Source organism: Actinoplanes missouriensis 431 (assembly GCF_000284295.1).
Taxonomy (GTDB): domain Bacteria; phylum Actinomycetota; class Actinomycetes; order Mycobacteriales; family Micromonosporaceae; genus Actinoplanes; species Actinoplanes missouriensis.
This window is the reverse complement of the sequence record NC_017093.1, coordinates 4,635,530-4,648,827: the sequence shown is the minus strand read 5'-3', so window position 1 is coordinate 4,648,827 and position 13,298 is coordinate 4,635,530. Positions and strand designations below refer to the sequence as shown.

At 70.5% G+C, this 13,298-nt stretch carries 12 protein-coding genes; 9 read left to right on the top strand and 3 right to left on the bottom strand.

Annotated features, from left to right (window positions below; translation table 11 throughout):
• Positions 1 to 37: 37 nt before the first annotated feature.
• The 9 genes from AMIS_RS21775 to AMIS_RS21735 all read left to right on the top strand — a co-directional run bounded on the left by AMIS_RS21775 (position 38) and on the right by AMIS_RS21735 (position 11,227).
• Positions 38 to 1,606, top strand: coding sequence for a lysyl oxidase family protein (locus AMIS_RS21775; RefSeq protein WP_014444537.1), 1,569 nt, complete (start codon positions 38 to 40; stop codon positions 1,604 to 1,606).
• 76 nt (positions 1,607 to 1,682) lie between these two features.
• Positions 1,683 to 2,693 (top strand): LacI family DNA-binding transcriptional regulator, encoded by a 1,011-nt coding sequence (locus AMIS_RS21770; protein WP_014444536.1) that lies wholly within the window; start codon positions 1,683 to 1,685, stop codon positions 2,691 to 2,693.
• 61 nt (positions 2,694 to 2,754) lie between these two features.
• Positions 2,755 to 4,242, top strand: coding sequence for an arabinosylfuranosidase ArfA (gene arfA / locus AMIS_RS21765; RefSeq protein ID WP_014444535.1), 1,488 nt, complete (start codon positions 2,755 to 2,757; stop codon positions 4,240 to 4,242).
• Entirely contained in the window at positions 4,239 to 5,573 is a 1,335-nt protein-coding gene (locus AMIS_RS21760) for an ABC transporter substrate-binding protein (protein WP_014444534.1), read from the top strand. Before arfA ends, AMIS_RS21760 begins: the two co-directional genes overlap by 4 nt.
• A gap of 1 nt (position 5,574) precedes the next feature.
• A complete protein-coding gene (locus AMIS_RS21755) occupies positions 5,575 to 6,495 on the top strand; it encodes a carbohydrate ABC transporter permease (RefSeq protein ID WP_014444533.1) in 921 nt (306 codons plus the stop codon).
• 4 nt (positions 6,496 to 6,499) lie between these two features.
• The gene (locus AMIS_RS21750) at positions 6,500 to 7,327 is read left to right on the top strand and encodes a carbohydrate ABC transporter permease (protein ID WP_014444532.1); all 828 of its coding nucleotides are present in this window, start codon (positions 6,500 to 6,502) and stop codon (positions 7,325 to 7,327) included.
• Positions 7,328 to 7,329: 2 nt separating this feature from the next.
• Positions 7,330 to 9,039 (top strand): family 43 glycosylhydrolase, encoded by a 1,710-nt coding sequence (locus AMIS_RS21745; protein WP_014444531.1) that lies wholly within the window; start codon positions 7,330 to 7,332, stop codon positions 9,037 to 9,039.
• Positions 9,040 to 9,087: 48 nt separating this feature from the next.
• Entirely contained in the window at positions 9,088 to 9,939 is an 852-nt protein-coding gene (locus AMIS_RS21740; RefSeq protein WP_014444530.1) for an SAM-dependent methyltransferase, read from the top strand.
• A gap of 409 nt (positions 9,940 to 10,348) precedes the next feature.
• Positions 10,349 to 11,227: a DUF5996 family protein gene (locus AMIS_RS21735; protein WP_014444529.1), complete on the top strand. Its 879-nt coding sequence runs from the start codon at positions 10,349 to 10,351 to the stop codon at positions 11,225 to 11,227.
• 73 nt (positions 11,228 to 11,300) lie between these two features.
• On the opposite strand, the gene AMIS_RS21730 is transcribed toward AMIS_RS21735, so the two are convergent.
• The 3 genes from AMIS_RS21730 to AMIS_RS21720 all read right to left on the bottom strand — a co-directional run bounded on the left by AMIS_RS21730 (position 11,301) and on the right by AMIS_RS21720 (position 13,248).
• Entirely contained in the window at positions 11,301 to 11,942 is a 642-nt protein-coding gene (locus AMIS_RS21730; RefSeq protein WP_014444528.1) for a fasciclin domain-containing protein, read from the bottom strand.
• A gap of 84 nt (positions 11,943 to 12,026) precedes the next feature.
• Positions 12,027 to 12,716: an anti-sigma factor gene (locus AMIS_RS21725; protein ID WP_014444527.1), complete on the bottom strand. Its 690-nt coding sequence runs from the start codon at positions 12,714 to 12,716 to the stop codon at positions 12,027 to 12,029.
• The gene (locus AMIS_RS21720; RefSeq protein WP_014444526.1) at positions 12,670 to 13,248 is read right to left on the bottom strand and encodes an RNA polymerase sigma factor; all 579 of its coding nucleotides are present in this window, start codon (positions 13,246 to 13,248) and stop codon (positions 12,670 to 12,672) included. The genes AMIS_RS21725 and AMIS_RS21720 overlap by 47 nt, the downstream gene beginning before the upstream one ends.
• Positions 13,249 to 13,298 lie beyond the last annotated feature (50 nt).

Sequence of the window (13,298 nt, the reverse complement as noted above, 5' to 3'; positions counted from 1 at the left end):
CGGACTCCTCGCCGGCCGCGCGACGGGGGAGGACTCCATGATCGAATTCCGGTGGCGAGCGGTCACCGCGGCGGCGGGCGCGATCGCGCTCACGGTCGCCGGCGTGGGCGTCGCCGAAGCGGCGGCCGCCCCGCCCGCGTTCACGTTCCTGGCTGCCACGCCGAACGTCACGGCCGAGCGGTACAGCGACAGCGAGGGCGTCTACATCGCCCTGGACCTGGGGCTGCACGTGATCGCCGGTAAGGACGCGTTCGAGATCCGGGCCAAGCGCGCCGGTTACGACAAGCCGGTCACCGCCCACCGGATGGTGGTCAAGGGCGGTAAGAAAACGGCCGTCGCGCTTCCGGCCGGCACGGTGACGGACTTCTCCGGCCTCAAGGACTTCACCACGATCGTCTTCAAGGACAAGGCCGGGAAGGTGGTCACCCAGTACAAGACCCCGTTCTGCGGCAACTCGTACTCCTCGGGGCGGACCCGGCGGGACGCGCCCGCGACCAACCCGTACCCGACCCGGTGCGGCGGGGAGAACCCGTTCACCCTCGGCGCGGTCTGGGGTGTCCAGGCCGGGTGGGACGCGACGGTGACCGACCAGCCGGTGAACGGCGCCGGCCTGTCCAAGCTCAAGGCCGGCAAGTACACCGTGACGGCCACGGTGAACGCGAAGTACCAGAAGATGTTCGCGATCCCGGCGAACAAGGCCACCGCGAAGGTGACCGTGACGGTGGCCGACGTCAAGAACGAGGAGAAGCGGGCCTCCGCGGCCGCGGCGGCGAAGCCGAAGACGGCCGGGGGTCACGGCCTGCACCACGGTGAGGGCGACGCCAGCCGCCAGGTCTCGTCCCGGCTGGCCGAGTTCCGGGCCGCCGCCCGCCGCCCGGCGCAGCTGAAGGCCGCGCCCGCGACCGGGCCGAAGCCGGACCTCAAGTCGCTGCCGGCGTGGGGCATCTCGCTCGCCGAGGGCGTCAACTCCAAGACCGGCAAGCCGGACGGCAAGTGGTACGTCAACTTCGGCGCGACGGTGTGGAACGCCGGCACGTCCCCGCTGCTCGTCGACGGGTTCCGCCGCACCGGCACCGAGCTGATGGACGCGTACCAGTACTTCTTCGACGCCAAGGGCAAGCAGGTCGGGTCGCGGCCGGCCGGCACCATGGAGTGGGACGCGCGCGAGGGTCACCTGCACTGGCACTTCACCGACTTCGCGCAGTACAACCTGCTCGCGGCCGACAAGAAACTGGCCGTGCGCAGCGGCAAGGAGGCGTTCTGCCTGGCCAACACGGACGCGGTCGACTACACGATGGCGGGCGCGAAGTGGCGGCCGGAGAACACCGACCTGGCGACGTCCTGCGGTGCGAACACCGTGGTCGCGGTCCGCGAGGTGCTGGACATCGGCAACGGTGACACGTACAGCCAGGACCGGCCGGGTCAGTCGTTCGACATCACCAAGCTGAAGAACGGCACCTACTACATCCAGGTGCTGGCGAACCCGTCGAAGAAGCTGGCCGAGCTGAGCACCAGCAACAACACGGCGCTGCGCCAGATCATCATCGGCGGGACCGCGAAGAAGCGGACCCTGACGGTGCCGAAGGTCTACGGCATCACCGGCTGATCGATCGTCGCTGCCGCTGTCGTGGTCCACGACAGCGGCAGCGACGCCGTTTAACAACGTTGTATAGTCCTCAGCTGTGCCGCCTGGGCTGAAGGACGTCGCCGCGCGTGCCGGTGTGTCGATCAAGACCGTCTCCAACGTGGTCAACGGCTACACGCACGTGTCGGCCGATACGCGGGCCCGCGTCCAGGAGGCGATCGACGCGCTGGGCTACATCCCCAACGCGGCGGCCCGGCAGCTGCGGACCAGGCGATCCGGCGTGATCGCCCTCGCGGTGCCGGAGCTGCAGTCGCCCTACTTCGCCGAGATGGCCGGGCTGATCGTGCAGGCGGCCGAGCGGCGCTCCTGGACCGTGCTGATCGACCAGACCGACGGCCAGGCCGAGCGGGAGCGCAACCTGGTGGCCGGGCTGCGCCGGCACGCCATCGACGGCCTGATCTTCAGCCCGCTGGCGCTGGCCGGCGAGGAGCTGTCCCGCGGCGGGGACACGCCGATGGTGCTGCTCGGCGAGCGGGTCTGGCACGGCCCGGCCGACCACGTCGCGATCGACAACACCGAGGCCGCCGCGGACGCCACCCGGCACCTGTGCGGGCTGGGCCGGCGCAGCGTCGCGGCGATCGGCGCGCAGGACTTCGCGTCGGCGGTGACCGCGCATCAGCGGCTGGCCGGGTACCGCGCGGCGATCGAGGAGGCCGGCCTGGCCTGGGACCCGCTGCTGGTCGCCCGGGTGGAGCGGTTCCACCGGGCCGACGGGGCGGCCGCGATGGCCGCGCTGCTGCAGCGCCCCCGGCGACCGGACGCGGTGTTCTGCTTCAACGACCTGCTGGCGCTCGGCGCGATCCGCACCCTGCTGGAACAGGGCGTGCGGGTGCCCGAGGACGTGGCCGTGATCGGTTTCGACGACATCGAGGACGGCCGGTTCAGCACCCCGACGCTGAGCACCGTCGCGCCGGACACGGCCCGGATCGCGCGTCTCGCCGTCGACCTGCTCGCCGAGCGGCTCGGTGACGGCCCGGCCGCCTCCGACGCGCCCCGGGAGGTCAGGGTCGCGCACCGGCTGGTGGTCCGGGAGAGCACCGCCGGATAACGAGATCGAGCCATGTAACAACATCTTTACAACGTTGGTTCCAACGTTGTAAACAGGATCCATGACAGTGGCGCGTCTCACACTCGACCCGTCCTTCGTCGTCGGCCCGGTCGACCGGCGGCTCTTCGGCTCCTTCGTGGAGCACATGGGCCGTTGCGTCTACACCGGCATCTTCGAGCCCGGGCATCCCCGGGCCGACGCCGACGGCCTGCGCACCGACGTGCTCGACCTGGTCCGCGAGCTGGGCGTGACGACGGTGCGCTATCCGGGCGGCAACTTCGTCTCGGCGTACCGCTGGGAGGACGGCGTCGGCCCGGTGGGCGACCGGCCGCGCCGGCTCGACCTGGCCTGGCGCTCGATCGAGAGCAACGCGTTCGGGCTCAACGAGTTCATGCGCTGGGCCGCCCTGGCCGGCGTGGAGCCGATGATGGCCGTCAACCTCGGCACCCGCGGCGCCGCCGAGGCCGCCGAGCTGGTGGAGTACTGCAACCTCGCCGACGGCACCGCCGCGGCCGACCTGCGCCGCAAACACGGCGTCGCCCGGCCGCACGACATCCGGCTCTGGTGCCTCGGCAACGAGATGGACGGCCCGTGGCAGATCGGCAGCCGCACCGCCGAGGAGTACGGGCGGCTCGCCGCCCAGGCCGGGCACGCCATGAAACGCGTCGACCCGAGCATCGAACTGGTCGCCTGCGGCAGCTCCGACGCGGACATGCCGACCTTCGCCGCGTGGGAGGCGACGGTCCTGGAGCAGGCCTACGACCAGGTCGACTACCTGTCCCTGCACACCTACTACGACCCCGAGCGCGGCGACGAGGCGAGCTTCCGCGCCTCCGCGGTGCACCTGGACGGCTACGTCGACGACGTGCTCGCCACCGCCGACCACGTCCGCGCCCGGCTGCGCCGCACCAAGCGGATCCGGCTCGCCCTCGACGAGTGGAACGTCTGGTACAAATCCCGGCTCGTCGAGCCCGAGGACCGCGGCATCGAGGACACCCCGGCGCTGATCGAGGACGATTTCACCGTCACCGACGCGATGGTGGTCGGCAACCTGCTGATCAGCATGCTGCGCCACGCCGACCGGCTCACCGTCGGCTGCCAGGCCCAGCTCGTCAACATCATCGCGCCGATCCGGACCGCGCCCGGCGGGCCGGCCTGGCGGCAGACGATCTTCCACCCGTTCGCGCAGACCGCACGGCTCGCCCGCGGCACCGTGCTGCGGCCCGCGCTGACCGCGCCGCTCATGACCACCGGACGGTTCGGCGACGTGCCGGCCGTCGACGCGGTCGCCACCCTCGACGGCCGCACGCTCACCGTGTTCGCGGTCAACCGCGGCACCGAACCGATTCCCCTGCACCTCGACCTGCGCGCGTTCGGCGGGCACCGACCCGGCGAACACCTCGTGCTGGCGAACGACGACCCCCACCTGTCCAACACCGCTGAGCACCCGGAGCGGGTCACGCTCGGGTCTTCCCGCAGCACCACGGAAGTCCTGCTCGCGCCCGTCTCCTGGCACGCGCTCAGCTTCACCCTTGAGGAGAGACAGTGAACCCTTATCTGACCCGACGCGGCGCCCTGGGGCTGGGCGCCGGCGCCGGGACCGCGATTCTGCTCAGCGCCTGCGGGGACAGCGGTCCCAACGAGAAGGTCACCGGCGGCGGGCCGAACGCCGCGCCGGCCGCGACCGCCTACACCGGCCCGAACGTCTCCCTCGCCTTCTGGAACGGCTTCACCGGCGGTGACGGCGCGTTCATGAAGACGCTCATCGACCAGTTCAACACCGAGCATCAGAACATCAAGGTGTCGATGAACGTCTACCAGTGGGCCGACTACTACCAGAAGGTGCCCGCCGCGGTCTCCAGCGGCAACGGCCCCGACCTGGGCATCATGCACGTCGACAGCGTCGCCACCAACGCCGCGCGCGGCGTGATCCTGCCGCTGGACGACCTCGCCGCGTCGCTGAGCCTGACCGAGGACGACTTCTCGCCGCCGGTCTGGCAGGCCGGCGTCTACAACCAGAAGCGGTACGGCATCCCGCTCGACGTGCACCCGCTCGGGCTGTTCTACAACAAGACCGTCATGGAGAAGGCCGGCCTCGACCCGGAGAAGCCGCCGGCCACCGCCGACGAGTACCTGACCGCGCTGGACAAGCTCAAGTCGGCCGGCGTGCAGGGCAGCTGGGCCACCCCGTTCCAGTTCACCGGCAGCATGTGGTTCCACTCGCTGCTCTGGCAGTTCGGCGGCGACCTGTTCGACGCGGGCGCGCAGAAGGCCACGTTCGCCCAGGACCCCGGCGTGCAGGCGCTCACCTGGTACACCGACCTGGTCCGCAAGGGATACAGCCCGCGCAACGTGGCGCAGGACGCCGATCTGGTGGCACTGCGCAACGGCAAGAACGCGCTGAACTGGAACGGCATCTGGACGATCAACACGCTCTCCGAGGACAAGAACCTGCAGTGGGGCGCCGCGCCGGTCCCGCAGATCGGCACCCAGAAGGCGGTGTGGGCCGGTTCCCACCAGTTCGTCCAGTTCAAGCAGCGCAGTCAGGACGACAACAAGCTCACCGCCGGCAAGGTGTTCATCAACTGGATCAGCCAGAAGTCCCTGGAGTGGGCGAAGGGCGGCCAGGTGCCGGCCCGCAAGGACGTCCGGGAGAGCGCCGAGTTCAAGGCGCTGCCGGCGCAGGCGGCGCTCGCCCAGCAGATCGACTACGTGCACTACCCGCCGTCGGTGCCGGGCATCGGCGACGCGCTGAACACCGTGGTCACCGCGGTCAACGAGTCGGTGCTGCTGCGCAAGGAGCCGGCCAAGGCGCTGTCCGACGCGGCGGCCAAGGCCGATCAGATCCTCGAGCAGAACCGCAAGAAGTACGGCGGCTGACATGACGATCCTGCAGGAGCGCACGCAGGCCGCGGACGAGACGGCGAACCCGCCGATGCGGCGGAACGCCTCGATCACCCCGTACCTCTTCTTGGTGCCGTATTTCGTGCTCTTCGCCGGATTCATGTTGTTGCCGGCGATCTACGGGTTGTGGATCAGCCTGCACGACTGGGACTACCTGCTGCCGGGCAAGCCGTTCGTCGGGCTGGACAACTACCAGGCGCTGTTCGACCCGGCGTCCGCGGTCTTCGACTTCTTCTGGCAGTCCATGCAGGCCACCGGCATCTTCACGGTGGCCAGCGTGCCGCTGCTGCTGGTCGTGCCGCTCGCGGTCGCGCTGCTGATCAACCGGAAGTTCCCGGGCCGCACGTTCTTCCGGGCCGTCTACTTCGCTCCCTACGTGCTCGGTGTCGCGGTCATCGGCGTGCTCTGGCGGTTCCTGCTCGACCCGAACCTCGGTGCGGTCAACGCCGTGCTCGGCACCACCACGCCGTGGACCACCGACCTGCCCTGGGCGTGGATCTCGCTGGTCGGCGTCACGGTGTGGTGGACGCTCGGCTTCAACGCGGTGATCTACCTGGCCGGGCTGCAGGACATCCCGCGCGAGCTGTACGAGGCGGCGCGCATCGACGGCGGCGGCAAGTGGGCCGAGTTCCGCCACGTGACGCTGCCCGGACTGCGGCCGGTCCTGCTCTTCGTCGTGATCAACACGGTGCTGAACTCGGCCAACATGTTCGGCCAGGCCTATCTGATCACGCAGGGCGCGCCCGGGGTGGAGACCCGCACGGCGATCATGTACATCGCCCAGACCGGCCTGCGCGACTTCAAGATGGGCAGCGCCGCGGCGATGAGCTACCTGCTCACCATCGCGCTGCTGCTGATCAGCCTGATCATCTTCCGCCTCTTCCGGACCAAGGATTGACGTCATGAGCCGTGTCCGAGGTATCGCCTGGTACACCGTGCTGCTCGGTCTCAGCCTGATCTTCATCGCCCCGCTGGTGTGGATGCTCCTCACCTCGATCAAGACGCCCGGGGAGGCGACGCAGGTCCCGCCGACGCTGTTCCCGCAGAAGATCACCACCGAGGCGTACGGCACCCTGTTCGAAGCCGGCTCGCAGACACCGGTGCTGCGCTGGTTCCTCAACAGCCTGCTCGCCGCCACCGGCCAGGCCGTCCTGGTGCTGATCGTGGCGTCGATGGCCGCCTACCCCCTGGCGCGGATGCAGTTCCGCGGCAAGAACCTGCTCTTCGGCATGATCCTGGCGACCCTGTTCGTGCCGATCTTCACGCTGATCATCCCGAACTTCCTGATCATCGACCGGCTCGGCTGGCTGGACACCCTGTGGGCGCTGATCGTGCCCGGCGCGGCCAGCGCGTTCGGCGTGTTCTTCCTGCGCCAGTTCTTCGAGAGCCTGCCGCGCGAACTGGAGGAGGCCGCCGTCCTCGAGGGCGCCAACTCCTGGCAGGTCTTCACCAAGGTGATCCTGCCGCTGTCCAAGCCGGCACTGGCCACGCTGGGGCTGATCAGCTTCCTGACCAACTGGAACGACTTCATCTGGCCGATCTACGTGCTGTTCAGCCCGACCAGCTTCACGCTGCCGCCGGGCCTGGGCATCCTGCAGGGCGCGTACACGATCAACTATCCCGTGGTGATGGCCGGCGCGGCCATCGCGAGCATCCCGGCGCTGTTGCTGTTCGTCCTCGCGCAGCGCTACATCATCGAAGGCGTCTCCCGCTCCGGCCTGAAGGGCTGATCATGCGCTTCGCTGTGGTCCTGCTGGCGGTGGGCCTCCTGCTCACCCCCTCCGCCGCGCGTGCTGACGCACGCGTCTACACCAACCCCGTCTCGGCGAGCTTCGCGGACACCTTCGCCGACCCGATGGTCATTCCCGGGGACGACCATCATTGGTACGCGTACGGCACGAGCGACCCGCTCCGCGAGGGGGAGGGCACCCCGCACCGGATCCCGATGGCCCGCTCCACCGACCTGGTCAACTGGTCCTACGCAGGCGACGCGTTCGGGGCGGACCAGCTCCCGGCGTACGCGCGGCCCACCGCGGCCCTGTGGGCGCCCGACGTCCGCAAGATCGGTAACCGCTGGGTCATGTACGTGACCGTCACCGAGACCGAACCCGACGGCGCCTCCGCGATCGGCGTCGCCACCGCGCCCACCCCGACCGGCCCGTGGACCTTCGCCCCCGAACCGGCCGTGCCGCCGCGCGCCGCACCGGACGGCGGCTGGTGGTGGACGTTCGACCCGGCACAGGTCACCACCCCGGACGGCGTGCGCTACCTCTACTACGGCAGCTACTTCGGCGGCATCTGGGCCAGCCGGCTCACCGCCGACGGCCTGCGGATCACCGGCGAGCCGACCCGGGTGGCGATCGACAACAAGTTCGAGGGGGCGTACGTGGTCCGCCGCTCCGGCTGGTACTACCTGTTCGCCTCGTCCGCCAACTGCTGCGCCGGCCCGACCACCGGGTACTCGGTGTCGGTGGGACGGTCCCGCAGCCCGCTCGGGCCGTTCGTGGACCGTGACGGGCAGTCGCTCAACGTCTCCCGGGCCGGCGGCACCCCGGTGATCGCGCCGAACGGCAACCGCTGGGTCGGCACCGGCCACAACGGGCTGGTCACCGACCGCCGGGGCCAGGACTGGCTGGTCTATCACGCCATCGACCGGGCCGACCCGTACCTGGACGAGCCGTTCGGCGTCAACGAGCGGCCGATGCTGCTGGACCGGCTGGACTGGATCGGCGGCTGGCCCACCGTCAACGGTGGCGCCTGGGCCTCGTCGTCACCCTCATCGTTGCGGGCCGTGCCCCGGCCCCGCCCGGTTCCGGTCCCGCAGCCCGGCCGTCTGCTGCCGTCCTACACCGACGAGTTCCGCGGCGGCCTCGGCGCGGCCTGGGACTTCGTCCGGCCCGACCCGGCGGCCACCGTCTCCGGCGGGCAGCTGCGCTGGCCGGTGCAGGGCGCCGACCTGACCGGGGACTCCGACGACGCCGGAGTGCTGCTGCGCGACGCCCCGGCCGGGAACTGGATCGCCGAGACCCGGGTCAGCCTCGACCTGGGCGAGGACACGGTCCGCAACTTCCAGCAGGCCGGGATGATCGCCTACGTCGACGACGACCAGTTCGCGCGGCTCTCCACGGTCGCCATCTGGAACACCCGTCAGGTGGAGTTCGGCAAGGAGATGCCGTACGCCGGGCGGACCTCGTACGGCGGCACCATCGCCGGCACGCCCGGCCGGACCACCACGTGGCTGCGGCTCGCGCACCGCGTCGACCCGGCGAACGGCGAGCACGAGTACCGGGCCGGCGTCAGCCGCGACGGCCGGAACTGGACGTGGGGTGGTGTGTGGACGCTGCCGGCCGACACCGACCCGCGGATCGGGCTGGTCGCGCACGGGGGAGCGGAGCCGGCGGTCACCGCGTCCTTCGACTACCTGCGGTTCTACCGGGGCTGATCCTGCACTTCTACCGGGGTGATCCCTACGCTTCTACCGGGGTGATCAATGTGGGCGGCTGCCGCTATCGTGCTCGGCGTGGACGACACGAGCGCAGCCGCCCCCGCCCCCGGCATCGACCCCACTGCGCCGCACCCCGCGCGGCGATACAACTACTGGCTCGGCGGCAAGGACAACTTCGCCGCCGACCGGGCGTCCGGCGACGAACTTCAGAAACACTTCCCCAAGGTACGGCTGGGAGCGCTGGCCAACCGCGCGCTGCTCCAGCGGGCCACCCGGTTCCTGACCGCGGAAGCCGGCATCCGGCAGTTCCTGGACATCGGCACCGGCCTGCCGACCGCGGACAACACGCACGAGGTCGCGCAGCGGCACGCGCCGGAGAGCCGTGTCGTCTACGTGGACAACGACCCGCTCGTGATGGTCCACGCCCGCGCGCTGCTCAACAGCAGTCCCGAGGGGCGCACCGCGTACATCGAGGCCGACCTGAACGACCCGGACGCGATCCTGCGCCACCCGGTGCTGCACGAGACGCTCAACCTCAAGGAGCCGGTCGGGCTCATGCTGGTCGCCGTCCTGCACTTCATCCACGGCGACGGCGCGGCCGCCCCGATCGTGCGGCGGCTGCTCGACGCCCTGCCGTCCGGCAGCTACCTGGTCGCCACCCACGCCACCTCGGACTTCGGCACGCCGGAGCAGCAGGCGTTGTATCAGCAGTTGATCGCCCAGGGCCGGTCGGACGTGTGGACCCGCCCGAAGGAGGAGTTCGCCGGGCTGTTCGAGGGCCTGGAGCTGGTGTCGCCGGGCGTGGTGCCGGCCAGCGAGTGGCGTCCCGAGCCGGGGGCCGAGATCCCGGAGCGTTCCGACATCAACGTCTGGACCGCCGTGGGCCGCAAGCCCTGACCCCGCGTCCGGGCCCGCGCCGCACCCGGGTTCCCCGCGCGGGCGGGGTCCCGACCGTGCGTGTGGACTTCGGGCGCGCCCACGTCAGCCCCGTAGCACCGGTCGCGGTTGATGTCCCGGTTCGTGTGCCTTGTGACCGTCGCCCGGCCGGCCGCGGACCGTGGAACTTCGCGGGCCGGCTGGTGTTCGGCGCTGGTCCTGCGTGGCGGCGAAACGGGGTGCTCGGCGGCCCCATGGGCGGGGCGGGCTGGTTACCGGTTCTGGTAGGGGGCGGGTCCCGGAATGAGCCGGGACTTGTCCCGGCGGACGCGCTGCGGCCGTGATCGGGCACACGGCCGCGTGTCAGGGCGGGACGGGTCATTATTTCTGGGGACGGCTGTGACGCGTACCGGGAAATGGGGTTGATGTTGTGGGTGAGTGGCCGCGGTTGCGGGTGGCGGATTGGGCGGGGACGCGCGACACGTTGCATTTGTGGACGCAGATCGTGGGGAAGGTGCGGATGGCGCATGCCCCGGCGGCGAATCACTGGTGGCATGTGACGCTGTATCCGAGTGCGCGGGGGCTCACCACGTCGGCGGTTCCGCATGCGGGCGGGGTGTTCGAGCTGGAATTCGACTTTCTCGAGCATGTGTTGCACGCGCGGACCAGTGACGGCGCGGCGCGGCGGATTTCGCTGGAGCCGAGGACGGTGGCGGATTTCTATGCCGAGGTGATCGGGACGCTGGACGAGTTCGGGGTGCCGACCAGCATTCATGCCGTGCCGAACGAGGTGGATCCGGCGATCCCGTTCGCCGAGGACGAGGTGCACAAGTCCTATGACGGGGACGCGGCCCGGCTGTTCTGGCGGCAATTGTTGCAGGCCGAGCGGGTGATGAGCCGGGTGCGGTCGGATTTCTACGGCAAGGCCAGCCCGGTGCATTTCTTCTGGGGCGCGATGGACCTGGCCTACACCCGGTTCTCCGGTCGGGTCGCGCCGCAGCATCCCGGCGGGGCGCCGAACTGCCCGCCGTCGGTGATGCACGAGGCCTATTCGCGGGAACTGGCGAGCTGCGGTTTCTGGCCGGGCGGGGGAGACGAGGGGGCGTTCTATGCCTATGCCTATCCGGAGCCGCCGGGATACGCCGAGGTGACGCTGCCGGGAACAGCGCGATACGACCGGGGACTGGGCGAGTTCCTGCTGCCCTATGAGGAGGTCGCGAACGCGGCGGATCCGGAGGAGACACTTGCCGGATTCCTGCGGGCGGCGTTCGCGGCGGCGGCCGACAAGGGCGACTGGCCCGAGCGCTGAGCCGACACGGAAACGGGCCACCGCGCTGAGCCGCCGCTACGGACGGATCAGCGCGATGGACGGATCAGCGGGATCAGGGCAGGTCGATCGGGCGCAGGACGCGGTCGACGCCGTGCGCGATCTGCCGGTTGCCCTTGTTGACGTCGAACCGGACCACCCGGGCGTCGCGGTCGCTGCGGTCCGCGTCGACCAGCTTGATCCGCTTCCAGTAGTGGCCGTAGACGTCCACCGTGACGGCACCTCCACCGGCGGTCGTCAGCTTCGCGCCGTCGGCCTTCAGCGCCGCCTTGCGGTCGATCGTGGAACCCGGCACGACGTGGTAGAGCAGCACCGCCTCGACCGTGTCGACGCCGAGGCCGGCCACCGCGGTGAACGCCGCCTTCTCGCTCGGCAGCCGCCTGGTGTCCTCCAGGTCGGCGACCAGCAGTTGGAAGGCACGGTCGTCGGGGATGAACGCGGTCAGCGCGGTGGTCCCGTCGGCGAGCACCTTGACCGGGCTGGCCGGCTTCGCCGTCAGCACCGCCTGCACCGCCGCGGTCAGGATGTCGTAGTCGCCGCCGCGGCGGTCGAAGCCGCTCTTGTCCGCGGTCAGCACGGCGGCGAGCGACGTGGTGCCGAGCGGCTTGGTCTTCGTGTGCGCGGCGGCGGGCGCGCCGGCGAGGGCGGAGGCGACGAGGGCGGCGGTCGCCACGGCGGTGACCCGGGTGAACCTCATGGTCGGCGTCCTTTCCGATCTACGGGGCGGTGACGTGAGCGCCACCACCCCGTACTTCGCTCCGGCCGTACGCGGTGGATGCACCTAATAGGTGAGAGTTCCGCGCAGCAGGCTCTGGCCGGAATGCGTGGCGTCGCCGTCGTGCGGTTCGTCGCTGACGTCCACCAGCCGGAACCGGTTGAGATCGGTTCCCGGCGGCACCGGCAGCACCACCTGACGGTCACGGTCACCGGTCAGGTTGCCGAGCGCGACCATCTTCGTGACGTCGTCCGGGTCGATCAGCCAGACCTCGTGGAAACCGGTGGTGAGCGGCAGGTTCCGTACGTCGATCTCCATCTCGCCGTCGGACCGGACCCGGACGGTGCCGCTCGCGTCCGCCGGAACCTTCTGCAGCGGCGTGAGGGTCGCCCGTGCCGTGACGGTCGACGCCGGCCGCCCGGTGAACTGGTTCACCACCACCGTGCCGGCGATCGCGAGGACCGCCGCGGCTGCCGCCGCCATCGCCGGTATCAGCAGCCTGCGCGGCCTCCTCCGGTGCAGCGGCACCACGTTGCTCCGCGAGACCTCCGTCTCGATCGCCCGCCAGATCCGCTCCGGCGGAGCCGGCAGGTCCTGCAGTTCCTGAGATTCGGCGCCCAGATCGGCGACCGAACGCAACGCCTCGAAGTCGTGCCGGCATCCGGGGCACTGGGCCAGGTGCGCCGACTCGTCGGCGAGTTCGTCCTCCTCAGAGAGCGCGAGAAGGACCAGCCGATCGGGATCCAGATGCTGCACCGTCCACCTCCCATCGACGTCGCAGGTTAGCCATTCCACGCCGGATATGGCTCTTGACCGTGCCGAGCGGGAGCCCGGTGACGGCCGCTATCTGTGGATGGGTGAGGTCGTCGAAGAACGCCAGCTCCAGCGTCCGCCGCTGCTCGGCGGGGAGCCGGCCGAGCTCGTCGGCGACGACCAGCCGGTCCACGATCCGCTCCGGCGACTCCAGTTCACCCGGTGGGGCGAGCTGGGCGCGTACCGTCTCGGTCACCCGGTCCTGGCGTTCCGCCGAGCGCAACCGGTCGACGGCCTTGCGCCGCGCGATGCCCAGCAGCCAGCCCAGCAGGGTGCCGCGCCGCGGGTCGAACGTGTCCCGTCCCGTCCACGCCGCCACGAACGTCACCTGGGTGACGTCCTCGGCGTCCGCGCGGTTGCCCAGCAGCCGCTGGGCCAGATACAGCACGGCCGCGCCGTGCCGGTCATACACCGTCCGTAAGGCTTTCTCGTCGCCGTCGCGTAACCGCTCGGCGAGCTCGTCGTCGGAGCTCATCGACCTCCCTTCCGCGCATAGGTCCTTCCGGGGTGTTCGCTCCCGGCGGC